This is a genomic window from Ancylobacter terrae (assembly GCF_045108345.1).
In the GTDB taxonomy this organism is placed as follows: Bacteria; Pseudomonadota; Alphaproteobacteria; order Rhizobiales; family Xanthobacteraceae; genus Ancylobacter.
In genome coordinates this window covers 473,737-499,682 of record NZ_JBJGXH010000002.1, presented here as the reverse complement: position 1 = coordinate 499,682, position 25,946 = coordinate 473,737, and the positions used below count along the sequence as shown (strand labels likewise).

Here is a 25,946-nt window from a genome sequence, read left to right as displayed (position 1 = left end):
GGAGAGTAGGTCGCTGCCAGGCCTGCCAAGGACATCGAACAAACGCCTCTTCACAACGCCAACCCGAAACGCCGCCCCGAGCCAACCGCTCCGGGCGGCGTTTCTGCACGCGCGGGCGAGCCGGTGTCGCGGGGCCGCTCCGTCGCCAGCGGCAGCGTGCTCATCGTGTCGAATAGCCGGCAAATAATCTGCGTGAGGATGGGAAGCATCGCGAACCGACGGCGTTGCCGACGCATGGCTGACAATGGCGCACGCCGGCGCTCCCGATCCGGGCCGATGCCGGCCGCTAGTTGAAATACGCCGCAGCCGGGCGTGTTTTACCCGTGGCCAGCATCCGGTCGAAGAAGGTCGGATCCTTGGGCAGATTCCACGGAACGTGGCCGCGCCAGGCGCCGAGCAACATCAGAACGACGCCATCTCCGATGGCGCTGAATCCCTTCTCCTGATCGGCCTCGAGATTGCGGACATCGTCGTCGCTGACGTAGATCGGCTCGCAATGAACGAGAAATCCCCAGTCGTTCGATTTCAATGAACCGCACGTGACATATTGTATCGCGATCAGGCGCGATTTGAGGTCCGGCAGCAGGGCCTCATAGTTGTCGCTGTCGATGTCGAAGAAGGCGCACAGCATGCTGCCGAAGGTGTAAATACGATCGTCGAGCACCTGCCCTATCAGGGTGGCGCTACCCTGCGTGTGGCGGCAGGTGTCGGGGTTGATGGGGATCGCGAACAGGTCGCCCCGCACGAATTTATGGCGCTTCTTCTTTCGGGCGGTAACGCTCGTCGACGCTGTCATTGGGGCTGTGCCTTGTCGTGGGAGGGCAGACGCCACCCCGCCGATCATCCCATTCGATCCGGACGCCGTCCAGACAGGCTGACCGGTGTGGGCCGACATGGCGAGACGGAGGCAAGATCGGCGGGGCAGGGGGGCTTGCCCGACCAGCCGCCTGCTCGCGTCCGGCGCGACGCCGGGCGGGGCGCTTGCCGCCGCTCAGCTCGGCCACACCCAGCGCCCGGAACCCGCGCCGGAAGAGCGAGGTACTCGGTCAGTGCCGCCGCCGGCTGGAGAAGCACCGCGGGCGCTGGGGCGGGCGATGCACCGGCGCGGCACGGACCCGCTTCCCTCACGTTCCCGCGACCGGTCATGGTCCCGACGCGCGGCTCGCCCGCCCGGAACCGCGCGCCGCCGCAGTCGCCGCGTGTCGACGATGACGCAAAAAATATGGCGCTATGGCAATGGTTTATGGGAGTCATGGAAGGGAGTCGGCTTGTAAAGCGAGAGCTCCTTTGCCGGCTCTCGACCTCTAAAGTCGCGCCGATCGGCGCGGGGCGGTCCGAATACCACTACGTCAAATGATAAGGACATCCCCGGGCCGCCGGGTTATCCTCCCCCCATCATCGGAGACGAACATCGCATGCCGGTGACTGGGAGATAGCCGAGAGATCCTCCGGCGCGCTTTCGCTAACCCGAACCGGGAGCAGGCGCCATGACCCTTCAACGCCCCCACGCCATCGAACTGCCCATCCTCGACAGTCCCCTCGCCGATGCGGCCTATTCGCCGGAAGAGGTGACGCTTCTGGAACAGGTGCTGGACGAAGCGTGCCGCCGCGCCGGCGAGCAGATGCCGCTCAATGACGGCCTGCGGTCGCTGCTGGCCACCGCCGTTCTGGAAGGCGCGATGCTGGGCTACCGCAGCCATGACGAACTCACGGCCTTCGCGCTGCGGGTGCTGCCGGGCTTCCGCAGCCGGGAGCGGCACGCCGGCAGCGGCGCCGCCTCCGCCCGATAGACCGCCACGGGAAGCCGTTCCCCGCTCAGCTCAGGTCGATGCCGCGACCCGCGTAACCGGGTGCGCGGCATCCGGCGCGGCGGACGGGGCGGCCTGCGTGGCAAGCGCCAGGAGGGCGTCGAGCGCCTGACGATCCCCGAGCGCGGCGGCCTTTTCGCGCTGGGACAGCAGGCCGAGGGCGGTCGCCAGATCCGGCGCGTCTTCGATCTTGGCGCGGGCGACCAGCCGCTCGGGGGCGTGATCCCCGCGCGCGCGCTCGCCGCCCCGCGGCAGCTGCGCCCGATGGAAGGCGAGCAATTCGGGGCAGCCGGCGAGGCGCCTCACCGCTTCCGCTGGAACTGCCGGCCTCTGCGCCGCCGTCCGCCGCCGTTCCCGTGCCCGCTCGAGGACGCGGGGCGGGGCCTGCTCCTCCGGGGTGCGGAACAGCCAGCCGGTCCGCGGCCGTGCCGCGCCGGTCCACATCACCAGCGGCACGGCGAGCGTGAGGCCGAGCACCACCGGGGTCATCCACAGGAACAGCGGCAGGGAGATGCTCAGCGCCGCGGCGCCCAGCGCCAGCCCGGCCAGCGTGTGCGGCAGGAAATAGCGCAGGATGGCGCCGCGGCCGAGGCGGCCGTCGTCGCGGCGCTGGGGCTGCCAGCCGCCGTCGCGTCCGGCGAGGATGCCGACCACCGCCGCCGACTGGGTCAGCATGGTCACCGGCGCCAGCAGGCCGGTGAGGAGCGTCTCCGCCACCACGCCGAGCGTGGCGCGGGCGGCACCGCCGAAGCCGCGCCGCCCCCGCTTCGAGGCCATGAGCGCGAGCAGAGCGAGGAGCTTGGGCGCGAGCAGCACGGCCATGGTGGCGGCGAACACCCAGGTGGCGCGGACCGGGTCCTGCGCCGGCCAGGTGGGGAACAGCGCGAGGCCGGAGGGAAAATAGTCGGGCGGCACGAAGCGGGCCTGAAGCGCGGTGGCAAGGCCGCCGAGCAGCATGGCCAGCCACAGCGGCGCGGTGATGTAGGAGCCGATGCCGGTGAGCAGGTGCAGCCGGCTGATCGGGTGCAGCCCGCGGGCCGGCAGCACGGCGATGTGCTGGAGATTGCCCTGGCACCAGCGCCGGTCGCGGATGGCGAGATCGGTGAGGGTGGGCGGGCCCTCCTCGTAGGAGCCCTCCAGCCACGGCACGAGATGAACCTCCCAGCCCCGCCGGCGCAGCAGCGCCGCCTCGACGAAGTCATGGCTGAGGATATGGCCGCCGAAGGGGCGCGGACCGGGCAGCTCCGGCAGTCCGGCGGCCTCGGCGAAGGCGCGGGTGCGGATCATCGCGTTGTGGCCCCAGTAATTGCTCTCCGGCCCGTGCCAGCTGGCGAGGCCATGGGCGATAAGGGGGCCGTAGAGCCGGCCGGCGAATTGCTGCAGCCGTGCGAACAGGGTGCGCCCGCCGACGATGACCGGCAGGGTCTGAACGAGCCCGATGCGCGGATCGGCCTCGACCGCGGCGGCGAGGCGCAGGATGCACGCCCCGGTCATGACGCTGTCGGCGTCGAGGATGAGGAAGCTCTCATAGGCACCGCCGAAACGGATGACCCAGTCGGCGATGTTGCCGGCCTTGCGGCCGGTGTTGCGCGGGCGCCGCCGGTAGAACAGATGCGCCTCGCCGCCGATGCGCGCGCGCAGGTCGAGGAAACCGGCCTCTTCCGCGATCCAGATACCCGGATCGGTGGTGTCGCTCAGCACGAAGACGTCGAAGCTGGCCAGCGCGCCGGTCCGCCCCAGCGATTCGCAGGTGGCCTCGAGCCCGGCGAGGACGCGCGCGGGGTCCTCGTTGTAGACCGGCAGCAGGATGGCCGCCCGCCGGGCGAGCGCGGGCAGCGGGCCGTCCGGCTCGATGCCGAGCCTCCCGTGCGGGGGGCGCAGCAGCGTGGGCAGGCCGCTCACCGCGCTGGTGAAGGAAAAGCCGATCCAGGCGAACAGCAGGACGAACAGCCCGAGCACGGCATATTCGAGCAGGGTCAGGCCGCCGACATCGAGCACGCGGTACATCTCGCGGGCGGCGAGGGCGGTCAGCAGCAGCGTGCCGCCGATCACGCATGTCCGGCGCAGGCCGAGCGACCAGGAGCGGCGCGGGGGATGCGCGCGCCGCGGCGCTTGCGCGAAAGGCTGGACCGGCATGGCGAGCGGGGCTTCCGGCGGCAGCGCGCACCCGATCGGCGGGGGCGGGGTCGCGGCATCGCCGCGCCTCACGCCGTCCATCGGTAGACCCAGGTCTCGGCGAGGCGCTCCTCGCCGCGCATGAGGTCGGCCCGGAGCTCGACGCTCTCGGCTCCCCCCGGTTCCAGCGTGAAGGCGATGCGCCAGCCGCCGATCTCGGGATTGGGCTGCAGGACGATGTCGCGCACGGCCCCGGGCGCGGCGCTGACCCGCGCGGCGAGCCCGTCCGGCGGGAGGTCCTTCACGCTGTCGCCGGCGACATCGAGCACGAACATGCGCCGCTCGGGCGTGCCGCCGACGCGCGTGGCGCCGAAGCGGGCGAGGCGCGCCGTGTCCGGCCCGTTCCAGCCCCAGTGCAGGCGGTAGGTGGTGCTGTATTCGCGCCCCTTGCGCAGCGGTTCGCGCGGGCGCCAGAAGGCGACGATGTTGTCGTGCACCTCCTCGCGGGTCGGAATTTCCACCAGCACGACCGAGCCGTCGCCCCAGTCGCCGATCGGCTCGACCCAGACGCTCGGCCGGCGCTCGTAGCGCGCCTCGAGATCCTGGTAGTCGAAGAAGGAGCGCTGGCGCTGCATCAGCCCGAAGCCGCGCAGGTCGGAGACGGCGAAGGCCGAGATCTGCAGCCGCCGGGGATTGGCGAGCGGGCGCCACAGCCGTGCGCCGGCGCCGGTGACGATGGACAGGCCGTTGGCGTCGGCGACCATGGGCCGGAAATCGTCGATGCCGTCGCGGTCGTTGGGCCCGAACAGGAACATGCTGGTGAGCGAGCCGATGCCGACCTGGTCGATGTCGACGCGCGGATAGACCGTCATCTCCACCGACATCAGCGTCTCGTCGCCCGGCCGGATGGTGAAGCGGTGCGCGGCGGTCGCGCTGGGGCTGTCGAGCAGGGCGTGGACCACCACCGCGTCGACCCCCGCGCGCGGCTCTTCCAGCCAGAAGGCACGAAAGGCGGGGAACTCCTCGCCGCCTGGGTCGCCGGTCTTGATCGACAGGCCGCGCGCCGAGGAGCCGTAGCCCTGCCCGCGGCCGACCGCCCGGAAATAGCTCGCGCCCTGGAACACGGCGATCTCATCGAAATAGTCGGGGCGGTTGATCGGGCCGTGCAGGCGGAAGCCGGAGAAGCCGAGATCGGCGGCGTTGTGCGGGCGCGCGAGGCCGTGGTCGAAGCGGAAGGCGGCGGGGTCATAGGCGAGCTTGCGCGCCCGGCCCTCGGTGACGAGGTGGATGTCGACCTGCTCGCGGAACAGGAAGCCGCGGTGCAGCAGCTGCGCCTGGAAGCTGCTGCCGTCGCGCCGCCAGAGCGCGTGCTCGGCGTTGAAGCGGATGTTGCGGTAGTCGTCATAGCTCAGCTTGTCGATCTCGGACGGCAGGCCGCGATCCGCCGCCTTGTAGGGACGCGCGGCGAGCTCGCGCGCCATCTGCCGCACGCTCTGGGCGTCGAAAGCTTCCGCGGGCTCCTGCGCCTCGGCTTCGCGTTCGCCAAGTCCCTGCAAGGGGATCTGAGCGACCGCCAGCAGCCCGAGCCCCAGCAGCAGCTGTCGTCGATGCATCTATCCGATCCCGCCTGTTCGGGGCGGCGCACCCCGCCCTCGGGACAAGTGCCGGAGGGGCCGGGGGTTCCGTTCCTTGTGCGCCGCACAGTGTGGCGTATCGCCTCGCCGCCCGGGTGCGGGTGCGCGTTCAACCACAGGTGGTGGCGACCAGCGCCGGTGCCAGCGTGAACAGCGTCGCGATGAGGCCGATCCAGAGGCCGAGCCGCGGCAGCTGCGCACCGGCACCGGGACGGCTTCGGAGGCCCGCGAGCAGGGCGAGGCAGGTGAGCACGCCGGCGAGCCCGACCAGCGCGATCGCGGCCCGCTGCAGGCTCACCGGCCCCAGCATGCGGGAGGGCCAGCCGAGCTCGCAGCCGAGACCGTGCAGGCCATAGGCCGCCGCGAAGGCCAGCGCCCAGACGGTGGGGCCGGCGATGAGCCAGCCGAGCCAACGGAGGCCGCGATCGCCGTTCATCCGCCCGCCTCCTGCGCCCACAGCGCGGCCGCGCCCAGTGCCGTCACGGCGAGGGTATAGGTCTGCCACAGCCGGGCGTTGCGCAGCGCGCCGGTCTGCCCTGGCGCCAGTTCCCCCCGCCGCGCCTGATCGAGCGCGAAGGCGGCGAACAGCGCGGCGAGGGCGATGTGCAGCCCGGCATAGGCGAGGATGGCGGCGCGGACCGCGTCGCCGGCGTGGCGGGTCGGATCGGGAAGCTGGGTCAAGGCGAGCCACGACAGGGCGAGGAGAGCGCCGAGATTGGCGCCCAGCGCCAGGCCGAGACGGCCGCTGCCTTCCGCGCCCGCCTCGATCCGCGCGAGCGCCTGCCCGCCCGCCACGGACGCCGCCGCGAGGAGCAGGAGCAGCGCGGCGGTTCCCGCCAGTACCGCCGTGGCGTCCGGATTCCACGCCGGCATTGGCGGGCCGGGCGAGACGAGGGACAGGAACGCCAGCCCGAACAGCAGCGCGGCGAAGAAGGTGCCGTCGGCAAAAAGCAGGCAGCGCATGCCGTTGCGCGTCAGCGTCTCCGCGCAGCGATGGTGCACCGGAAGGCCGGTCCCGGGCGCGATCTCGATCGGGGCGGCGTCGCCGGTCGGGAGGGTGCGGCGCGCCCAGATCCAGACAATGGCGATGACGGGCACCAGCCCCAGCGGCGCCACCCGGTACAGCCCCGCCAGCATCAGCAGCACGAAGGCGCCGATGGCCAGCGCCAGCACGAAGGGCAGCGCCGTATTGAACGGCAGGATCGCCACGTGCTCGGGGCGCGCCTCGCCGACCGAGGTCACGAGTATCTCGCGGCGGCCGCGCGGGGCGCCGGGCAGGAAGCCCTCGCCGCGCGCCAGCGGCAGCATGGCCTGTACGGCGCCCGCGGCCTGAAGGTCCGGCCCGGGCAGCGAGGCGAAATTGTAGTTGGGCGGCGGCAGCGCCATCGCCCAGTCGAGCGTCGGCGCGTCCCACGGGTTGCGCGGGCTGCGCTTGCCGAGGCCCGCCTGCAGCAGGATGTCGATCAGGAACAGGGCGATGCCGATCGTCATCACGAAGCCGAAGAAGGAGGAGGAGAGGTTCAGCCACACCCATTCCGGGTTGTCGGGATAGGTCGGGATGCGGCGCGGCATGCCCATCAGGCCGGTGAGGTGCATGAGGAAGAAGGTGCCGTGGAAGCCGACCAGGATGGTTCCGAACGCGATCTCGCCCAGCCCGCGGATGCGGTGCCGCCCGCTCATCATCGGCATCCACCAGACGATTCCCGCCAGCATGGGGAAGACGAAGCCGCCGATCAGCACGTAGTGCAGATGCGCGGTGACGAAGGCGGTGTCGTGCGCCTGCCAGTTGAACGGCACCACCGCCAGCATCACGCCGGTGAGCCCGCCCATCACGAAGGTGAGGAAGAAGCCGAGGATGTAGAGCATGGGCAGCTTCAGCTCGGGGCGCCCGCGCCAGAGCGTGCCGATCCAGGCGAAGATCTGCACCGCGGTCGGCACCGCCACCAGCATCGAGGCGGCCGAGAAGAACGCCAGCGCCAGATGGGGAATGCCGACGGCGAACATGTGGTGCACCCACAGCCCGAAGCTGAGGAACACCATGCCGAGGATGGCGGCGACGATGGCGCCGTAGCCGACGATGGGGGTGCGTGACAGCACCGGAATCACGGTCGACAGCACGCCCGCCGCCGGCAGGAAGATGATGTAGACCTCCGGGTGGCCGAACAGCCAGAACAGGTGCTGCCACAGCAGCGGGTCGCCGCCGCGCTCGGGATCGAAGAACGGCCAGCCGAAGGCGCGCTCGATCTCCAGCAGCACGGAGCCGAGGATCAGCGGGGGAAAGCCCGCCAGCATCATCGCCGCCGTGCCCAGCATGTACCAGGCGAAGAGCGGCATCTGCGTGAGCTTCATGCCCGGGGCGCGCAGGCGCAGGATCGATACCATCAGCTCGATCGCCGCCGACAGCGCGGATATCTCGACGAAGGTGACGCCGAGCAGCCAGACATCGGCGTTCACGCCCGGCGAATAGGCGCGCCCGGAGAGCGGGGTGTACATGAACCACCCCTCGCCCGGCGCGACGCCGGCCAGCAGCGCCATGACGAGGATGGTGCCGCCCAGCAGGTAGCACCAGTAGCCGAGCGCGGAGAGGCGGGGAAAGGCGAGGTCGCGGGTGCCGAGCATCTTCGGCAGCAGGTACATCGCCAGCCCCTCGAGCATGGGGATGGCGAACAGGAACATCATGATGCTGCCGTGCATCGTGAAGATCTGGTTGTAGCGCTCGGTATCGAGGAAGGCACCCTTCGGCGTCGCGAGCTGGGCGCGGATCAGCATGGCGAGCAGCCCGCCGATGCCGAAGAAGACGAAGGCCGTGGCCATGAAGCGCAGGCCGAGCGTGGAATGGCTCAGGCTGGTGACCTGGCCCCACAGCCCCGGGCCGTTGGCCCAGACCGGCTCCAGCTCCTCGTGCAGCGCGAGCGCGCGCCGCGGCGGGTTGCGGGCGGGCTCGACGGCGGCGGGCGCGGTGCTGTCCGGGTTCATCGGGGCGCCTCCTGCGCGGCTGCGGGCGGCCAGTCGGCGGCCTCGTGCGCGATCACGACGAAGCGCATGGCGGCGTGCTCGAGCCCGCAGAATTCGGCGCAGAGCCCCTCATAGGTGCCCGGGCGGGAGGCTTCGAGGCGCAGGCGGTTCTCCCGGCCGGGAATGGCGTCGAGCTTGCCGCCGAGCCGGGGCACCCAGAAGGAATGGATCACGTCGGTCGAGGTGATCAGCACGTCCACCGGCCGGCCGGCGGGGATGTGCAGTACCTCCCGCGTCTCGACGGGACCGTCCGCGCCCGGATGGGTGAAGGTCCACGACCATTGCCGGGCATGGGCGCGCACCTCCGTCGCCGCGCCGTACGGCAGGATCCGCTCCCCCACCCAGAGCGCGCCGGCCAGCGTCGCCGTGAGGATGGCGAGCGAGAACCAGACACCCAGCCCGACGACCCAGCGCCGCTCGGAAATCGCGCGCGGGCGGCGGAAGCCGAGGGCGACCAGCGTCAGCACGAGCAGCGTCAGCAGCGTCGCGCCGGCGAGCAGCGCCCACCAGAGCATCGCGACGTCCTGCGCCACCGGCCCCGCCGGGGCGAGCGCCGAGAGCGGCCCCCGGCATCCCGCCAGCAGCAGGGGAACCGCGAGCAGCGCGGCGCATTTCACCCCTGTGCCCGGCCCGGCGGAAAGGCGACGACCATGGCGACCCGACCCGATCTGTTCGACCCGCTGGAGGAACGGCGCGCGCTGGAGGACACCGAATCGAAGGTGGCCATCGCCGGCCATCCGCTGCACGCCATGCTGGTCGCCTTCCCGATCGCGCTGGCGTTCTGCACGCTGGGCGCCGACCTGCTCTATCTGTGGACCGGCAGCCCGTTCTGGTCGCAGGCCGCGGGCTACGCCGTGTTCGGCGCCTTCGCCATGGGCGTGCTGGCCGGGATCACCGGCACGGCCGAGCTTCTCCTGGTGCGCGGCATCCGCAACCGCTCGGCGAGCTGGACGCATTTCATCCTCGCCGTGATGCTGCTCTCCCTCCTCGGCGCGAACTGGATCATCCGCATCGGCGATCCCGACGGGGCGGTGCTGCCGGTCGGGCTCGCCCTGTCGCTGCTGGTGGCGGGCATGACCGCGGTGACCGGCTGGCACGGGGGGAAGCTCGTCTTCGACTATCAAATCGGCACCAGGTCGGAGGGCAGCGCCCGGCCGTGAGGGACGCGCAGTTCCAGCGGCAGCGCCTCGATCAGCGGGCGCAGTTCCGGCTTGGCGAGAACGAGATAGAGCACCCCGCCCATGCAGAGCAGCGCGACGGGAAGCGCCAGCAGCGGCGAGGGCATCTGGTAGGAGCCGCGCCCTTCCGAGGCCTGCACGGTGAGATGGCCGAGCCAGGCATGCGCCAGCACCATGGCCGCGACCAGCCCGAGCTTGGCCATCAGCCAGTCGTCGGTGAGGCCGGCGGCGAAGATCAGCCCGGTTCCCGCGGCGATGGCGAGGACCGCGGCGGGGGTGACGATGCGGGTATAGGCGCCGTGGACGAGCAGCCGGAACTCGGAAAAGCCCGCCTGGGTGCGGACTTCGGCCCGGCGGCCATAGACCTGCAGGATGACCGGCAGTGCCATCAGGCCGGCGCACCACACGCTCACCGCGCCGATATGGAGCCCCTTGAGCAGCGCGATCATGGCAGCGACAGCCGCTGCCAGCCGCGCCGCAGCAGCAGCGCGCCGATCACCGCCAGCGGCACCATGCCGGGCACCCACATGACGAGGCCGGCCAGCTGCTGGTCGGCCAGCGCGCCGAACCCGAAGGCTTCCGTCGTCGCGAGATGCTGCGGATAGAGGATGCGCGGGGCGAAGGTGAGGATCGCGCCGATCAGGCCCATCTGCCCGGCGAGCGCCAGCACGAGCCCGGCGGCGGCGATCGGGGCGTCGTCCCGCCCGTCGGCCAACACGCCCGACCAGAACGCCCAGGCCGAGCCGAGCAGCCCCGCCTGCATCAGCCAGTAGGCGGACGGGCTGCGCCAGGCGAGTTCATAGGCCGCCGGCACATGCCAGAGCCAGAGGAAGACCGAGAGGCCGAGGAGGCCGCCCGTCGCCGCAGCGGGGGCAGAACAGCGCCAGGCGAGGGCGAGGGCCGGCGCCGCGACAAGGACGAGGACGAGATGATGCAGCCCCCGTGCCGCGAACAGGGCGACGGTCAGGGCGCAGAGCGGGGAGACGAAGGCGACGAACAGCGCCGCGGCGGCGAGGGCGGCCGGCCCGCGCGGTACACCCCGGACGAGGCCGGCGGCCAGCAGCGGCGCGGCCACCAGCGCCAGTGGCAGCGGCGCGAGGTTCCACGCCGTGAGCAGGGTGAGAGGGCCGGGGGCCGGCCCGCAATAGGGGATGATCGGTTCTATCCCGCCCTCCCGTGCCGCCCGCGTGGCGCGCCCGCGCGAGCGGCGCCCGGCGGACCATCCGCCTGTACCCGGGGCGGGGCTGGTACATGCATGGTCATTGCGCCTCCGCGATGCCGGTGCCGGGAAACCCGTCCTGTTTCGTAACCACCCGCACCGGATCGGGTTCCCACCGAAATTGACGTTGCGTCATCGCGCCTCGCCGGTCCGGGCCGCTCCCGGCCGGCTCGGCGGCCGGGCGGGCGGCGGCCCCGGAACGTCCGCCCAATCCCGCGACGGCACGAGATTCGATAAGATGAGATGCGCCCGCTACGATCGCTCCGGCACGTGCGCGGCCGCGGGTCCGGCCGGTTCGAGGTTTCAGGGGAGGTGGCAGATGCGGCACTGGCTGGCGAGAATGGCCCTCACCCTCCTGTTCGCGACGGTCGTGGCCGTTCCGGCCCCGGCGCAGGTGCCGCAGACGATCGATGTCCGCTTCGCCGCCGGCGCCTCCTCGGCCTCCTACAGCGGGGTGCTCGCGGGCGACGGCGCGGTGCAGTACCGCCTCGGCGCGCGGGCGGGCCAGGTGATGTCGGTGCGGCTGAGTTCCGCCCATGCCGGCGCCGCCTTCAACGTCACGGCGCCTGGTGCCGACGCGGCGCTGTTCCGGGGGGCGGTGTCGGGTTCCGACTTCACCGGCGTGCTGCCGGTGGCCGGCACCTATCGCGTCGACGTCTTTCTCGTGCGGGCCGCTGCCCGGCGCAACGAGCGCGCCCCGTTCACCATCGATATCCGGATCGAGGCGGCGGCGCCCGCGTCACCCGCCGCCGGCGCGGAGGGCGGCGCGCGGGTCGGGTCGGGCTTCTGGCGCATCACCGGCCTTCCGGTCGGCGACACACTCAATCTGCGCGCGGAACCGGGACCGCAGGCGGCCATTCAGCTCACCCTCGCGGAAGGCGCCGTGCTGCGCGACCTCGGCTGCCGCGCGATCGAGGGCGGCCGCTGGTGCCGGGTCCAGCTGACCGGCGACGGCGATTCGATCGGGTGGGTCAGCGGGCGCTATCTGCGCGAGGCCGACCCGCCGCCGGCCGCCGCTGCGACGGCGGGCGGCACGCCGGTCAACGCCACGGGCACCATCCGCTGCACCGTGGCGGGCAAGCCCGATGTCCAGAGCTGCCGTTTCGGCGTCGTCCGCGCCGGCCCGGGCCGTGCGCGCATCGACATCACCTTCCCGGACGGCGCCACGCGCACGCTCCGCTTCAGCCAGGGACTGGTCACGACCGGTGGCGGCGCGCTGGTGCGGGTGCGCCGGGACGGGGATGGCAGCGTGGTGTCGGTCGACGGCTCGGAGAGCTTCGTCATCCCGGATGCGCTGATCGGGGGATGACAGGCACGCGCACGCCAGATGGAAAGGCGCCGTGCGGTTGAAAGGCGATCCGCCCGATGGCCGCCGGCGCGTTGCCGGGAGAGAGCAGAAGACGGGAAAGCGTCGATAAGATCGGCATTGCCGACGATGTGCGGCGCACCGCGGGCCTTACGAAAAGGCCAGATGGTGCCCAGGAGAGGACTCGAACCTCCACGGTGTTACCCACTGGTACCTGAAACCAGCGCGTCTACCAATTCCGCCACCTGGGCACGGGGGCGACACATAGTCGGGCGGTGGATCGCTTGTCAACGTGGCAATCGCACCGAACGACGCTTATTGCACAGGTGGCTCGCCTCGAGCGCGCCGCTCGCGCGCGATGGGTCCTGTCCGCCGGTCCGGGCGGCCCTTCGGGTACCTCGCCGGGTGCGGGCATCTGCGTAACCTCGATATGGCGATGTTCCGAAACTCGGCCACGGCGGCCCACCCGCCGGCTGCGGGCGTGTGCGGAACCGCGATCCCCGCGCCGGCGCCCATGAGGGCGTTGCGCGCTTCGCCCGCGCCGCGCCGCATAGCCGCCTCGCCACATCGCGTGCTGCCAAAGGTGCGGCGCCCGGTTGTCGCAGGCGACCGGCGAGGCCGCGCCGTCTCTGGACGCTGCGCGTGCGGCGCGGTAAGGCTCGCGGATCGCGCCGGGATGCATGGGAGGGTTGCAATGGTCGATGCTGCGCTGACGGACGAAGCCCCGCTGTCGCCGCACGCCGCGCCGATGGACCGGCTCGTGACCATCTATGGCGGTTCGGGCTTCGTCGGGCGGCATGTCGTGCGCGCGCTCGCCCGGCAGGGCTGGCGCATCCGTGTGGCGGTGCGCCGTCCCGATCTCGCCGGCCATCTCCAGCCGCTCGGCGGCGTCGGCCAGATCAACATGGTGCAGGCCAATCTGCGTTACCCGGTGTCGGTGCTGCGCGCGGCGGAAGGCGCCGAGGTGGTCATCAACCTCGTCGGCATCCTGCACGAGAGCGGCCGGCAGAGCTTTGCGGCGGTGCAGGATTTCGGCGCCCGCCAGGTGGCGGCGGCGGCCAGGGAGGTCGGCGCCCGCCTCGTTCACGTCTCGGCCATCGGCGCAGATGCTCAGTCCGCATCGGCCTATGCCCGCACCAAGGCGGCGGGCGAGGCCGCCGCGTTCGAGGCGGTGCCGGGCGCGGTGGTGATGCGCCCGTCCATCGTGGTGGGGCCGGAGGATGATTTCTTCAACCGTTTCGCGGCCATGTCGCGGCTCTCCCCCTTCCTGCCGCTGATCGGCGGCGGCGCGACGCGGTTCCAGCCGGTCTTCGTCGGCGACGTCGCGGCGGCCGTCGCGCATGCCGTCGCCGGCCACGCGACGCCGGGCGCGACCTATGAGCTCGGCGGACCGGAGGTGTTCACCTTCCGCGAGCTGATGGAACTGCTGCTGAAGGAGATCGGGCGCAAGCGGCTGCTGCTGCCGGTGCCGTTCGCGCTCGCCGATTTCAAGGCGCGGTTCCTCGAACTGCTGCCGAAGCCGCTGCTGACCCGCGACCAGGTGAAGCTGCTGGCGCACGACAATGTGGTCTCGGAAGCGGCGATCGCCGCGGGGCGCACGCTCGAAGGGCTGGGCATCCAGCCGACCGCGCTCGCGGCGGTCCTGCCGGGCTATATGTGGCGCTACCGCAAGGCCGGTCAGTTCACCCGGGCGGAAGTCTAGCGCCGGGCCCCGGGCGGCGCCCGGGAACATCACGATCCGCCGGAAGCCCGGGCAGCGCGCTGCCCGGGTTTTTCGTATCAGCCGACCAAAGCGAGGGCGACGAGGCCGATGCCGCCGACGGCGATGCGCCACCAGCCGAACGGCGTGAGGCCGTGCCGCGAGACGAAGTCGAGCAGCGTGCGCACCACCAGCACGGCGGCGATGAAGGCGGAGACGAAGCCGACGACGATGAGGACGCCGTCGTCGAAATTGAGGGCGTCGCGGTTCTTGTAGAGGTCGTAGGTGAAGGCGCCGGCCATGGTCGGCAATGCGAGGAAGAAGGAGAACTCCGCCGCCGCCCGCTTGCTGGCGCCCATCAGCATGCCGCCGACGATGGTGGAGCCGGAGCGCGACACGCCCGGGATCATGGCGAGGCACTGGAAGAAGCCGATCTTGAGCGCCAGCGAGGGCGGGAACTCCATCGCGTCCTTGTGGACCGGCTTCAGCTTCACCGTGTCGATCCAAAGCAGCACCACGCCGCCGGCGATGAGCATGATGCAGATGAGCCCGGGCGATTCGAACAGGATGCTCTTGATGAAGCCGTGCGCCGCGGCGCCGATGACCGCCGCCGGCAGGAACGCGATGATGATGCCGAGCGCGAAACGGCGCGAGCGCGGATCGGTCGGCAGCGTGACGAGCACATGCAGGAAGCGCTGGAAATAGACCGTGACGATGGCAAGGATGGCGCCGAGCTGGATCAGCACCTCGAAAGACTTGCCCTCGCTTTCGAAGCCGAGGAAATGCCCGGCGAGCAGGATATGGCCGGTCGAGGAGACGGGGAGAAACTCCGTCAGCCCCTCGAGGAGGCCGAGCAGGCAGGCTTCGAGCAGGGTGCCGAACGTCATGAAACGGAATCCGGGGAATCGCGGGGAGGAAGGGCGGCTTATGGTGCGGCGCATCCTGTCCGCTTCGCCGTCCGTGCGCAACGTGACGCAGCGGCGCGTCGAATTCGGCTCGCGCCCCGCCATGGGCGCCGCTACGTCATGAATTTGCCGAACAGCGGGCCGTCATTGGAGCCGTTGGCATCGGGTCGCGCCGCCATCGGCGCCTTGGAGACCTTTATGAAGAAAATCCTCCTGGGATTTTGTACCTCCCTCGCCATGCTTGCCGGCGGGGTCGCGACGGCGGCGGCCGCGGGCGGCTACGTCACTACCAATGTCAACCTGCGCGCGGGGCCGGGCACCGGCTACCCGGCGGTGACGGTGCTGCCGGCCGGCACGCCGCTGGAGATCGAGGGGTGCCTCGACGGCTGGGGCTGGTGCGACGTCGACTGGCGCGGCTATCGCGGCTGGATCGCCGGCCGCTATCTCGAGTATTTCTATCAGGGCCGGCGCGTGCCCTTCGCGGACTACGCGCCTTATGTCGGCGTGCCGATCGTCGCCTTCAGCTTCGGCGACTATTGGGGACGCTATTACCGCGGGCAGCCCTGGTACGCCCCTTATGACCGCTGGGGCCCGCCCGGCTATCGCCCTCCCTATTACGGCAATCGTCCGCCCTATTACGGGCCGGGACGCCCGCCTCCGCCCCCGCCGGGTGGGCCGGGATGGGGTGGTCCGGGCCGGCCGCCGGGTGGCTATCCTCCGGGCGGCCCCGGCTGGGGTGGTCCCGGCAAGCCCCCTCCGGGCGGTCCCGGTGGTCCCGGCTGGGGTGGTCCCGGCAAGCCGCCTCCGGGCGGTCCCGGTGGTCCGGGCTGGGGTGGACCGGGCAAGCCGCCTCCGGGTGGTCCCGGCGGTCCCGGCTGGGGTGGCCCCGGCAAGCCGCCTCCGGGTGGTCCCGGCGGTCCCGGCTGGGGTGGTCCGGGCAAGCCGCCTCCGGGTGGTCCCGGTGGTCCGGGCTATGGGCCTCCGGGAGGCGGGCGTCCGCCCCAGGGCGGCCCGCCGCCGCAGCAGGCCGGTGGTGGCGGTGGGCGCGGCGGTCCGCCGCCCTGCCCGCCGGGCGGCAATTGCGGCCCGCCGCGCTATTGACGGAGCGGCGCCCCCTGGGCGCCGTTTCCGTACCGAGGGGCTCGACCCTTGCGCTTCACGTCCGCGTCCTGTATGGCGTGCGACCTTCGAGAACCGCCCGGCTAAAAGGGCTGCCGTGGCGGTTCCAACGCTCACACTAGATTGGGCCGGATGCTTCCTTTCGGGGAACGCTGCCGGCCGTGGAGACCGAGCCAAATGCCCAAGATGAAGACCAAGTCCGGAGCGAAGAAGCGCTTCAAGCTCTCCGGCACCGGCAAGGTGATCATGGCCCAGGCGGGCAAGCGCCACGGCATGATCAAGCGCACCACCAAGCAGATCCGGAACCAGCGCGGCACGACGGTGATGTCCGAGCGTGATGCGCAGAACGTCCGCAAGTTCTATCTGCCCAACGGCTGACGCCCCCTAGCCAGTTCCAGGAGAAACCCCCATGGCACGTGTCAAGCGCGGCGTCACTTCCCACGCCAAGCACAAGAAAGTGCTCAAGGCGGCGAAGGGCTATTTCGGCCGCCGCAAGAATACCATCCGCGTCGCGAAGCAGGCCGTCGAGAAGGCGCAGCAGTACGCCTATCGCGACCGCAAGAACCGCAAGCGCAATTTCCGCGCCCTGTGGATCCAGCGCATCAACGCGGCGACCCGCGAGCTCGGCTTCACCTATGGCCGATTTATCGACGGTCTCGGCAAGGCCGGGATCGAGGTCGACCGCAAGGTGCTCTCGGATATCGCCATCCACGAGCCCGAGGCCTTCAAGGCCCTGGTCGAGCAGGCCAAGGCCGCACTGGAAAAGCAGGCCGCCTGACCCACCCGCTTACGCCGGGACCGAAACGGAAGAGCCCCGCGCGCAAGCGTTGGGGCTTTTCGCGTTGGCGCGGACTTTCCGGCGGCCGTCACGGCTTTGCGCGTCCGGCACGCCCGGCTATAAGCCGCTCCACGCGCCTGCCTACGCCGTCATGGCCGGACTTGTGCCGGCCATCCCCGCCTTGGCCTTCCGCGACCGCCCGTCGTGGATCTCCGGTCAGGCCCGGGGATGACGACGAATTCGACATTGCCCGCTGCCTCCAGCCGAGAAGAAACGATCATGTCCGTCGCCGCCCTTCCCGATCTCGACGCGCTGGAGCGCGAGCTGAACGCCGGCATCGCCGCCGCCTCCGACGAAGCCGCGCTGGAGGCCATCCGCGTGGCGGCGCTGGGCAAGAAGGGCTCGGTCTCCGAGCTACTCAAGTCGCTCGGCGGCATGAGCCCGGAGGAACGCAGGAGCGCCGGCCCGGCCATCAACGGCCTGCGCGACCGGGTGGGTGCCGCGCTCGCCGCGCGCCGGACGGAGCTGAAGGCGCAGGCGCTGGCCAAGCGCCTCGAGACCGAGCGTGTCGACGTCAGCCTTCCCGTGCGCGAGACGCCGGCCGAGACCGGCCGTCTCCACCCGATCAGCCAGGTGATCGACGAGCTCACCGCCATCTTCGCCGACATGGGCTTCTCGGTGGCGGAAGGGCCCGACATCGAGGACGACTTCCACAATTTCACCGCGCTCAACTTCCCGCCCGGCCATCCGGCGCGCGAGATGCACGACACCTTCTTCCTGCCGACGCGGGAAGACGGCTCGCGCCTCGTGCTGCGCACCCACACCTCGCCGGTGCAGGTGCGCACCATGCAGACCAAGACGCCGCCCATCCGCGTCATCTGCCCGGGGCGCACCTATCGCTGCGACAGCGACCAGACCCACACGCCGATGTTCCACCAGGTCGAGGGACTGGTGATCGACAAGGGCTCGCATCTCGGCCACCTGAAATGGATCCTGCAGGAATTCTGCAAGGCGTTCTTCGAGGTGGACGACGTGAAGATGCGCTTCCGCCCGTCCTTCTTCCCCTTCACCGAGCCCTCGATGGAGGTCGACATCCAGTGCGACCGCTCCCGCCCGGGCGAGATCCGCTTCGGCGAGGGCTCGGACTGGCTGGAGATCCTCGGCTGCGGCATGGTGCACCCGAACGTGCTGCGCAATTGCGGCATCGATCCCGAGATCTACCAGGGCTTCGCCTGGGGCATGGGGATCGACCGCATCGCCATGCTGAAATACGGCATGCCGGATCTGCGCGCCTTCTTCGAGGCCGATGTGCGCTGGCTCTCTCATTACGGCTTCCGCCCGCTCGACTTCCCGACGCTGGCGGGAGGGTTGAGCGCGTGACCAAGGCTCCGGACTGGTCGGCCGACCGACTTCGAGCGATGGAGACGCCGCCGTTGCGGCAGCTTCTGACCAATGCCCAGAAGCGCGGTGCATCGGAGCTCGCGGCGATGTGTGAAGAGGTTCTCGCTGAACGCAGCGCACCCAAGCGGTCGGTGACGGTGACGGTGGCGGTGACGCGGTCGCGTCCGGCCCGCGATTTCGTCGCGGAATTTCATTTCGTGTGCGAGGGCGATCGCGGTGTCACCTCCGACGGCGAGGGTTTCTTCTGGACCGGATCGTGGATCGTGTCGGAAGAGGAAGTGATCAAGAGCATTGAGCACGGCGGGAAACTTGCCCTGCACAGCTCACGATCTGCCCCCTCCTACCGGCAAGGCAAGATCCTCGATTACCGCAAGACTGTTCGCGATATGGTCAAGAAACGAAATGTGGGCATCGAGTTCCTGGTCGCAGCCGACGATGTTGTCCTGGCTTGGTCGGGAGATGGCACGGGCGAAAAGGGCTACAAATGGGCCAGCGACGCTCAGAGCCGCAAACAGGCGTAACGGTAGGGCTTAGCGATGAAATTCACCCTCTCCTGGCTGCGCGAGCACCTTGCCGGCGACTATACGCTCGATGACGTGCTCGACGCGCTGAACCGCATCGGGCTCGAGGTCGAGGGCGTCGAGGACAAGGCGGCGAAGCTCAAGGGCTTCTCCATCGCCTATGTCGTCTCCGCCGTGCAGCATCCGAACGCCGACAAGCTGCGCGTCTGCATGGTCGATACCGGGCAGGGCGAGCCGGTGCAGGTGGTGTGCGGCGCGCCGAACGCGCGCACCGGCATGAAGAGCGTGTTCTCCCCGCCCGGCACCTACATCCCCGGCAAGGACATCACGCTCGGCATCGGCACCATCCGCGGCGTCGAGAGCCGGGGCATGCTGTGCTCGGCCGCCGAGCTGCAGCTCTCCGAGGATCATGACGGCATCATCGACCTGCCGGCCGACGCCCCCGTCGGGGCCACCTATGTCGACTGGGCCGGGCTGAACGATCCCGTCGTCGAGATCGCGGTGACGCCGAACCGGGCCGACTGCCTCGGCATTTCCGGCATCGCCCGCGACCTCGCCGCCGCCGGGGTCGGCACACTGGAGACCGCGGATCCGCTCCCGGTCGCCGGGAGCTTCTTTTCGCCGGTGAAGGTGACGATCGAGGCGGGCGCGCCGTGCCCGGCCTTCGCGCTGCGGCTGATCCGCGGCGTTAAGAACGGTCCCTCGCCGGACTGGCTGCAGGCGAAGCTGCGGGCCATCGGCCTGCGCCCCATCAACGCGCTGGTCGACGTCACCAACCTTCTCACCTTCGATCGCAACCGGCCGCTGCATGTGTTCGACGCGACGAAGGTTGCCGGCGACCTCGTCGTGCGCCGCGCGCGGCCGGGCGAGAGCCTGCTGGCGCTGGACGGCAAGACCTACACGCTCGACGAGAGCATGTGCGTGATCGCCGACGATCGCGGCGTCGAATCGCTCGCCGGCATCATGGGCGGCGAGGAATCGGGCTGCGACGAGGCGACCACCGACGTGCTGGTTGAATCGGCGCTGTGGGAGCCGATCAACATCGCCCAGACCGGGCGCAAGCTCGGCATCAATTCCGATGCCCGCTTCCGCTTCGAGCGCGGCGTCGACCCGGCCTTCACCGTGCCGGGGCTGGAACTCGCGACCCGGCTGATCCTCGACATCTGCGGCGGCGAGCCGTCGGAGGTGACGCTGGCGGGCGCGATCCCGGACACGACCCGTTCCATCGAGTTCCCGCTGACGCTCACCGCCAAGCTGGCGGGGCTCGACGCCTCCGACGAGGAGCAGGTGGCGGTGCTGGAAGCGCTCGGCTTCGGCGTCGCCGGTTTCGGCTCGACCGTCGAGGTGGTGCCGCCCTCCTGGCGCGGCGACATCGAAGGCAAGGCCGACCTCGTCGAGGAGGTGGTGCGCATCATCGGGCTCGACCGCGTGCCGGCGACGCCGTTCCCGCGCGACGAGACCGCCCGCAAGCCGGTGCTGACCACGCTGCAGCTGCGCACCCGCAAGGCGAAGCGCGCGCTCGCCGCCCGCGGTCTCGTCGAGGCCGTCACCTGGTCGTTCGTGCCGAAGGCGTTCGCCGAGCTGTTCGGCGGCGGCGCGCCCGCGCTGGCGCTCGCCAACCCGATCGCCGCGGAGCTCTCCGACATGCGCCCGAGCCTGCTGCCGGGGCTGATCCGCGCCGCGCAGGTGAACGCCGATCGGGGCCTGCCCGACAGTGCGCTGTTCGAGGTCGGGCAGGTGTTCAAGGGCGACCGCCCGCAGGACCAGTTCATGGCGGCGACGGGCGTGCGCCGGGCCTCGGCCCGCCCGGGCGGCGCGGGGCGCCACTGGAGCGGCAAGGCCGCGGCGGTGGATGCGTTCGACGCGAAGGCCGATGCGCTCGCCGTGCTGGCCGCGGCCGGGGCGCCGGTCGCGAATCTGCAGATTTCCGCCGACGCGCCGGCCTGGTTCCATCCGGGCCGCTCGGGCACGTTCCGGCTCGGCCCCAACGCCATCGGCCATTTCGGCGAGCTGCACCCGGCGGTGCTGGAGGCGCTCGACGCCGAGGGGCCGCTGGTCGGCTTCGAGCTGATGCTCGACCGGGTGCCCGAGCCCAAGGCCAAGCCGACGCGGGTCAAACCGCTGCTGGAGCTGTCCGCCTTCCAGCCGGTGGAGCGGGACTTCGCCTTCGTGGTGGGGCGGAACGTCGCCGCCGGCGATCTGGTCAAGGCGGCGGCCGGTGTCGACCGCAAGCTGATCACGGCGGTCAACGTGTTCGACGTCTATGAGGGCGCCGGCATCGACCCGGACAAGAAGTCGGTGGCGCTGTCGGTGACGCTGCAGCCGCGCGAGAAGACGCTGACCGATGCGGAGATCGAGGCGGTCGCGGCGCGCATCGTCGCGGATGTCGGCAAGAAGACCGGCGCGAGCCTGCGCGGCTGAGCGCGCGCTCTAGCGGCGCGAGGCTTTCGCCGCCAGCGCCGCGAAGCTGAAGGCCTCGATCGGCAGCGCCGGCCGCTGCCCTTCGGCCAGATCGGCGAGGATTTCGCCGATCACGCTGGCGAATTTGTAGCCGTGCCCGGAACAGGGCGAGGCGACGATCACGTTCGGCTCGCCCGGCAGCGTGTCGAGCAGGAAATCCTCGCCCGGCAGCATGGTATAGCGGCAGGTCGCAGTGGCGAGGCGCTCGCCCGCGCCGGGCGGCAGGCGGCGGGCGATGAAATCGTCGAGCAGGTCGGTATCGGCCGCGTTCACCGGCGGGTTCGGCGCGTCCGGATCGGTGATCGGCTCGCGGAAATGGGCGTGCTTGCCCACCTTCACGCCCTCGCCCAGATCGGGGAAGCCGAAGAACGAGCCGACCGGCCCGGCATCGCGCAGGAACACCGGCAGGGTGCCGAGCGCGGTGGTGGCGGCGTCCGTCGGCCGGTACCAGGCGACGACCTGGCGGATCGGCGTCGCGAGCGGCGCGAGGGCCGGAACCAGTTGGCCGATCCACGGCCCGGTCGCCACCACCACGGCGCGCGCGCGGATGCGCTCCGCGCCGAGCACGAGGGTGACGCCGCCATCGCCCGGCTCGATCGCGGTGATGCGCGCCGGCATGCGGATCTCGGCGCCGTGGCGTCGCGCGAGGTCGAGACAGGCGCTCACCGCCGCTTCCGGGCGGATGAAGCCGCCCTGCGTCTCGAACACGGCGATCTCGTCGGAATCGAGCACGAAGGCGGGATAGTCGCGCGCCATGGCGGCGGGATCGAGCACGCGATGGTCGAGATCATAGGCGCGGCAGGAGGCCAGCGTGCCGGACACGATCGGGCTGTCCGGCCGGCCGATCTGGAGCACCCCGGTGATGGTGAGGATGTCGGCGCCGGTGTCGCGTTCCAGCGCCCGCCAGTTCGCGTAGGCGCGGCGCAGCAGCGGCACGTAGCTCGGGTCCTCGAAATAGCCAAGCCGGATGATCCGGCTGTCGCCATGGGAGGAACCGAGCGCATGGGCTGGCGCATATGCCTCCAGTCCGATCACCCGCCGCCCGCGTGCCGAAAGATGCGCCAGCGCCGCGCTGCCCATGGCGCCGAGACCGATGACGGCGACGTCGTAGCTCATCGTGCCTAAGCTCTCCGCGAGACGCAGCGTTAAGTGAGGTATTGGCTTTTTCGAGCTTGCGGCGCGTTCCCGCGCTGATCAAGATGCTCCACCATGCCCGCATGGCATCGGTTTTGTATAGATATAAACACGTAAACCTCCAGGGTCGGAACAGGGATTGTGCCATGTCGAAGCTCGTCGGAATGGTGAACCAGTGGCGGCGCGGCGCGAGCCCGCTCGAAAACGAAGTCGTCGACCAGTTCCTGCAGGGGCGCCTCGATCGGCGTGCCTTCCTGCGGCATGGCAGCCGGGTCGGGCTTTCGCTGGCGGTGATGTCCGGCGTGCTGGATATGGTCGGCCTCGCGCCGATCGGCCGGGCCGCGGCGCAGGGCAAGCCGGGCGGCACCATCCGCGTCGGCCAGATCACCCCGGCGGGGGCGATCGAGCCGGTCTCGGTCGCCGACCAGGGCGGCCTGCTGCCGCTGCAGCAGGTGGGCGACTTCCTCGTCCTCGACGGTCCCGACCTCGTGCTGCGCCCGATGCTGGCGACCGCGTGGAAACCCAATACTGACGGCAGCGAGTGGACCTTCACGCTGCGCCCGGGCGTCAAGTTCCATGACGGGCGCACCATGACCGCCGATGACGTGGTCGCCTCGATCGACCGCCTCGCCGACCCGGCCAACGGTTCCAACGCCCTCTCCGCCTTCAAGGGCGTGCTGTCCAAGGGCGGCACCACCAAGGTCGACGATCTCACGGTGAAGTTCACCCTCGACGCGCCCAACGGCAACTTCCCGTATTACGTATCGTCCGACAACTACAACGCGATCATCCTGCCGGCCGACTACAAGGGCGACTTCGAGAAGACCTTCAACGGCACCGGCCCGTTCAAGATGACCAGCTACACGCCGAAGGTCGGCGCCAGCTTCGCCCGCAACCCGGACTACTGGGGCGGCCCGGCGCTGGCCGACAAGGTCGAGATCAGCTTCTACGCCGAGCAGCAGCCGCAGGTGCTCGCCCTGCTCGGCGGCCAGGTCGACATGCTGCAGCAGATCGTGGCGCAGGGCTCGCAGAGCCTGATGAACAACCCGGCGATCAAGATCCTGCGGCTCAAGTCCAATGCCCATCGCCAGGTCCATCTGAAGAACACCGGCAATTTCGCCGACAAGCGGGTGCGCCAGGCGATGGCGCTGACGCTCGATCGCCCGGCCATCGTCAAGGGCCTGTTCGCCGGCATGGCCGATGTCGGCAATGACAGCCCGTTCGCCCCGGTCTTCCCCTCCACCGATGCCAGCGTGCCCCAGCGCGTGAAGGACATCGCCAAGGCCAAGGAGCTGATGGCGGCGGCCGGCAAGTCGGGCGGCTTCGAGGTGACGCTGACCACCATGCAGATGCAGGAGCTGCCGACGCTGGCGAGCCTCATCCGCAACACTGCCGCCGAGATCGGCATCAAGGTCAACCTGAAGATCGAGGATCCCGGCGCCTATTACGGCGACGCCGTGCCCGGCAAGTCGGACTGGCTCGATTCGCAGTTCGGCATCACCGATTACGGCCATCGCGGTACGCCGAACGTGTTCCTCGCCGCGCCGCTGCTGTCGACCGGCACCTGGAACTCGGCCGAGTTCAAGAACCCGGAATACGACAAGCTGGTCGCGAGCTACATCGCCGCGCTCGACCCGGCCGCGCAGAAGGCGCAGGCGGGCGCCATCCAGCGCCTGCTGCTCGACGAGACGCCGATCATCTTCCCCTATTTCTACGACTACCTGATCCCGACCTCGGCCAAGCTGGACGGCGTGATGGGGACGGCGATGGGGCAGATGTTCCTCCACAAGGCCGGCTTCGTCTGACGCCGCGATGGCCGGTTCGCTGGGCCCGTTCCTGCTGAAGCGGCTGGCGCTGAGCCTGCTCACGCTGTGGCTGCTCAGCATCGTCGTGTTCTTCGGCTGCCAGGTTCTCCCGGGCGATCCCGCCCGGGCGATCCTCGGCCCGCTCGCCGATCCGCGCGCGGTGGCGGCGCTGAACCTGCAACTCGGCGCCGACCGGCCGCCGCTCGAGATCTACCTGTCGTGGATGGGCGGCCTCCTCACCGGCGACATGGGCCAGTCCTATGCCTATCGCTCGCCGGTGGCGCCCTTCATCGGCAGCGCGCTGGTCAATTCGCTGAAGCTGGCGGCGATGGTGTTCGCCATCGTCGTGCCGATCGGCATCGGCGCGGGCGTGCTGGCGGCGCTCCGGGCCGGGCGCCCGGTCGACCGCGTCATCAGCGTCGCCGGGCTGTCGCTCACCGTGATCCCCGAATTCGTCTCCTCGATCGCGCTGATCCTCGTTTTCGCCGTGCTGCTGCGCTGGCTGCCGCTCTCGGCGAGCTGGCCGGCGGGCAGTGGCCCGCTGGTGCAGATGCAGCACCTCATCCTGCCGGCGCTGCCGCTGGTGATCGTGCTGTTCGGCTACATCGCCCGGATGACGCGGGCCGGCATGGTCGAGGCGCTCTCCGCCGACTACACCCGCACCGCCGTGCTGAAGGGCCTGCCCTGGCACACGGTGCTGTCGCGCCACGTGCTGCGCAACGCGCTGCTGCCGACCATCACCGTCATCGCCGCGCAGATGGGCTATGCGCTCGGCGGGCTGGTGGTGGTGGAATCGCTGTTCCGCTACCAGGGCATCGGCAGCCTCGTGCTGGGCGCCGCGCGGGCCAAGGACTTCGCCATGCTGCAGGCCGGCATCCTCACCGTGGGCGCCTTCTTCGTCGCCACCACGCTGATCGCCGATGTCATCACCACGCTGCTCGACCCGCGCCTGCGCACCGGGGGACGGCGATGAGCGGGGCCGCGCCGTTGAGCGGACCGGCCGCGCCGGCGCAGGGGCCCGCGCGCGGCACGCTCGGCATGCTGCTGCGCTCGCCAAGCTTCCTGATCGGCTTCGCCATCCTGCTGTTCTGGACGGTCTGCGCGCTGTTCGCGCCGGCCTTCGTCCCCTACGACCCCTATGCCGACGACCTCCTTAACACGCTGGCGCCGCCCTCCGCCGAGCACTGGTTCGGCACCGACCAGATCGGGCGCGACGTGTTCTCGCGCGTGCTGGTCGGCGCGCGCGGCATCCTGACCATCGCGCCGCTGGCGACGCTGGTCGGCACGGTGGCGGGAACCGCGATCGGGCTGATCACCGGCTATTTCGGCGGCTGGGTCGACGCCATCATCGGCCGGCTGCTGGAGGTCATGCTGTCGCTGCCGCTGATCATCGTGGCGCTGCTGGTGCTGGTCGCGCTCGGCCCCTCGACCCCGACCGTCGTGGTGGTGGTCGGCCTCGTCTTCGCGCCGCTGGTGGCGCGCACGGTGCGGGCGGCGGTGCTGACCGAGCGCCATCTCGACTATGTCGCGGCGGCGCAGGTGCGCGGCGAGGGGGCGCCCTACATCATGGCCGCCGAGATCCTGCCCAACATCCTGCCGCCGATCATCGTCGAGGGCACGGTCCGGCTCGGCTATGCCATCTTCACCATCGCCTCGCTGAGCTTCCTCGGCTTCGGCGTGCAGCCGCCGACCCCCGACTGGGGCCTGTCAATCGCCGAGAATTACGGCGTGCTGGTCGGCGGCTACTGGTGGACCGTGATGTTCGACACCATTGCCACCGCCTCGCTCATCGTCGGGGTCAACCTCGTCGCCGAATCGCTGCAGAGGGCCGTCGCCGAATGATGGACGC

23 protein-coding genes and 1 tRNA gene are annotated in these 25,946 nt (G+C 70.6%); 13 read left to right on the top strand and 11 right to left on the bottom strand.

Annotated features, from left to right (window positions below; translation table 11 throughout):
• Positions 1–286: 286 nt before the first annotated feature.
• Complete coding sequence (locus ACEUEL_RS16595; protein WP_405707570.1) at positions 287–796, bottom strand: hypothetical protein; 510 nt, start codon at positions 794–796, stop codon at positions 287–289.
• 691 nt (positions 797–1,487) lie between these two features.
• On the opposite strand from ACEUEL_RS16595, the gene ACEUEL_RS16590 reads away from it, so the two are divergent.
• A complete protein-coding gene (locus ACEUEL_RS16590; protein WP_405707568.1) occupies positions 1,488–1,790 on the top strand; it encodes a hypothetical protein in 303 nt (100 codons plus the stop codon).
• Between the two features lie 30 nt (positions 1,791–1,820).
• On the opposite strand, the gene mdoH is transcribed toward ACEUEL_RS16590, so the two are convergent.
• From mdoH to coxB, 5 genes are all read right to left on the bottom strand, one after another.
• The gene (gene mdoH / locus ACEUEL_RS16585) at positions 1,821–4,025 is read right to left on the bottom strand and encodes a glucans biosynthesis glucosyltransferase MdoH (protein ID WP_405707567.1); all 2,205 of its coding nucleotides are present in this window, start codon (positions 4,023–4,025) and stop codon (positions 1,821–1,823) included.
• Positions 4,013–5,536, bottom strand: a complete 1,524-nt coding sequence (locus ACEUEL_RS16580) for a glucan biosynthesis protein (protein WP_405707565.1) — start codon at positions 5,534–5,536, stop codon at positions 4,013–4,015. Before ACEUEL_RS16580 ends, mdoH begins: the two co-directional genes overlap by 13 nt.
• Positions 5,537–5,666: 130 nt before the next feature.
• Positions 5,667–5,993 (bottom strand): hypothetical protein, encoded by a 327-nt coding sequence (locus ACEUEL_RS16575; RefSeq protein ID WP_405707563.1) that lies wholly within the window; start codon positions 5,991–5,993, stop codon positions 5,667–5,669.
• Positions 5,990–8,533: a cytochrome c oxidase subunit I gene (gene ctaD / locus ACEUEL_RS16570; RefSeq protein WP_405707562.1), complete on the bottom strand. Its 2,544-nt coding sequence runs from the start codon at positions 8,531–8,533 to the stop codon at positions 5,990–5,992. Before ctaD ends, ACEUEL_RS16575 begins: the two co-directional genes overlap by 4 nt.
• Positions 8,530–9,189 (bottom strand): cytochrome c oxidase subunit II, encoded by a 660-nt coding sequence (gene coxB, locus ACEUEL_RS16565; protein ID WP_405707561.1) that lies wholly within the window; start codon positions 9,187–9,189, stop codon positions 8,530–8,532. Before coxB ends, ctaD begins: the two co-directional genes overlap by 4 nt.
• 33 nt (positions 9,190–9,222) lie before the next feature.
• Between coxB and ACEUEL_RS16560 the strand changes: the two genes are divergently transcribed.
• Entirely contained in the window at positions 9,223–9,732 is a 510-nt protein-coding gene (locus ACEUEL_RS16560) for a DUF2231 domain-containing protein (RefSeq protein ID WP_405707559.1), read from the top strand.
• Here the strand turns inward: ACEUEL_RS16560 and ACEUEL_RS16555 are convergent.
• On the bottom strand, positions 9,693–10,199 hold the full coding sequence (locus tag ACEUEL_RS16555; protein ID WP_405707558.1) for a CopD family protein: 507 nt from the start codon (positions 10,197–10,199) through the stop codon (positions 9,693–9,695). The genes ACEUEL_RS16560 and ACEUEL_RS16555 overlap by 40 nt on opposite strands.
• Positions 10,196–10,825 carry a cytochrome c oxidase assembly protein gene (locus tag ACEUEL_RS16550; protein WP_405707557.1) on the bottom strand — a complete coding sequence of 210 codons (630 nt, stop codon included), beginning with the start codon at positions 10,823–10,825 and terminating at the stop codon, positions 10,196–10,198. The genes ACEUEL_RS16555 and ACEUEL_RS16550 overlap by 4 nt, the downstream gene beginning before the upstream one ends.
• A gap of 484 nt (positions 10,826–11,309) precedes the next feature.
• Here ACEUEL_RS16550 and ACEUEL_RS16545 point away from each other — a divergent pair, with 484 nt between their 5' ends.
• On the top strand, positions 11,310–12,278 hold the full coding sequence (locus ACEUEL_RS16545) for an SH3 domain-containing protein (RefSeq protein ID WP_405707555.1): 969 nt from the start codon (positions 11,310–11,312) through the stop codon (positions 12,276–12,278).
• Between the two features lie 163 nt (positions 12,279–12,441).
• On the opposite strand, the gene ACEUEL_RS16540 is transcribed toward ACEUEL_RS16545, so the two are convergent.
• Positions 12,442–12,526 (bottom strand) — tRNA-Leu (locus ACEUEL_RS16540).
• Between the two features lie 443 nt (positions 12,527–12,969).
• Between ACEUEL_RS16540 and ACEUEL_RS16535 the strand changes: the two genes are divergently transcribed.
• Complete coding sequence (locus ACEUEL_RS16535) at positions 12,970–13,977, top strand: complex I NDUFA9 subunit family protein (RefSeq protein WP_405707553.1); 1,008 nt, start codon at positions 12,970–12,972, stop codon at positions 13,975–13,977.
• Between the two features lie 77 nt (positions 13,978–14,054).
• On the opposite strand, the gene ACEUEL_RS16530 is transcribed toward ACEUEL_RS16535, so the two are convergent.
• Positions 14,055–14,861 carry an undecaprenyl-diphosphate phosphatase gene (locus ACEUEL_RS16530; protein ID WP_405707551.1) on the bottom strand — a complete coding sequence of 269 codons (807 nt, stop codon included), beginning with the start codon at positions 14,859–14,861 and terminating at the stop codon, positions 14,055–14,057.
• Between the two features lie 216 nt (positions 14,862–15,077).
• On the opposite strand from ACEUEL_RS16530, the gene ACEUEL_RS16525 reads away from it, so the two are divergent.
• The 6 genes from ACEUEL_RS16525 to pheT all read left to right on the top strand — a co-directional run bounded on the left by ACEUEL_RS16525 (position 15,078) and on the right by pheT (position 21,119).
• Positions 15,078–15,980, top strand: a complete 903-nt coding sequence (locus tag ACEUEL_RS16525) for an SH3 domain-containing protein (RefSeq protein ID WP_405707549.1) — start codon at positions 15,078–15,080, stop codon at positions 15,978–15,980.
• Positions 15,981–16,175: 195 nt separating this feature from the next.
• Positions 16,176–16,376, top strand: a complete 201-nt coding sequence (gene rpmI / locus ACEUEL_RS16520) for a 50S ribosomal protein L35 (protein ID WP_405707548.1) — start codon at positions 16,176–16,178, stop codon at positions 16,374–16,376.
• 31 nt (positions 16,377–16,407) lie between these two features.
• Positions 16,408–16,776 (top strand): 50S ribosomal protein L20, encoded by a 369-nt coding sequence (gene rplT / locus ACEUEL_RS16515; RefSeq protein WP_405707547.1) that lies wholly within the window; start codon positions 16,408–16,410, stop codon positions 16,774–16,776.
• A 279-nt stretch (positions 16,777–17,055) separates the two neighbouring features.
• Positions 17,056–18,156: a phenylalanine--tRNA ligase subunit alpha gene (gene pheS, locus ACEUEL_RS16510; RefSeq protein ID WP_405707545.1), complete on the top strand. Its 1,101-nt coding sequence runs from the start codon at positions 17,056–17,058 to the stop codon at positions 18,154–18,156.
• On the top strand, positions 18,153–18,698 hold the full coding sequence (locus ACEUEL_RS16505; protein ID WP_405707544.1) for a hypothetical protein: 546 nt from the start codon (positions 18,153–18,155) through the stop codon (positions 18,696–18,698). The genes pheS and ACEUEL_RS16505 overlap by 4 nt, the downstream gene beginning before the upstream one ends.
• 15 nt (positions 18,699–18,713) lie before the next feature.
• Complete coding sequence (pheT, locus tag ACEUEL_RS16500) at positions 18,714–21,119, top strand: phenylalanine--tRNA ligase subunit beta (RefSeq protein ID WP_405707543.1); 2,406 nt, start codon at positions 18,714–18,716, stop codon at positions 21,117–21,119.
• A 9-nt stretch (positions 21,120–21,128) separates the two neighbouring features.
• Here pheT and solA read toward each other — a convergent pair whose 3' ends face one another.
• Positions 21,129–22,274, bottom strand: a complete 1,146-nt coding sequence (gene solA, locus ACEUEL_RS16495) for an N-methyl-L-tryptophan oxidase (protein ID WP_405707541.1) — start codon at positions 22,272–22,274, stop codon at positions 21,129–21,131.
• Positions 22,275–22,438: 164 nt separating this feature from the next.
• On the opposite strand from solA, the gene ACEUEL_RS16490 reads away from it, so the two are divergent.
• The 3 genes from ACEUEL_RS16490 to ACEUEL_RS16480 all read left to right on the top strand — a co-directional run bounded on the left by ACEUEL_RS16490 (position 22,439) and on the right by ACEUEL_RS16480 (position 25,939).
• Positions 22,439–24,097, top strand: coding sequence for an ABC transporter substrate-binding protein (locus ACEUEL_RS16490; RefSeq protein ID WP_405707540.1), 1,659 nt, complete (start codon positions 22,439–22,441; stop codon positions 24,095–24,097).
• Between the two features lie 7 nt (positions 24,098–24,104).
• Positions 24,105–25,070, top strand: coding sequence for an ABC transporter permease (locus ACEUEL_RS16485; protein WP_405707538.1), 966 nt, complete (start codon positions 24,105–24,107; stop codon positions 25,068–25,070).
• 65 nt (positions 25,071–25,135) lie between these two features.
• Entirely contained in the window at positions 25,136–25,939 is an 804-nt protein-coding gene (locus tag ACEUEL_RS16480) for an ABC transporter permease (RefSeq protein WP_405707615.1), read from the top strand.
• Positions 25,940–25,946: the final 7 nt, after the last annotated feature.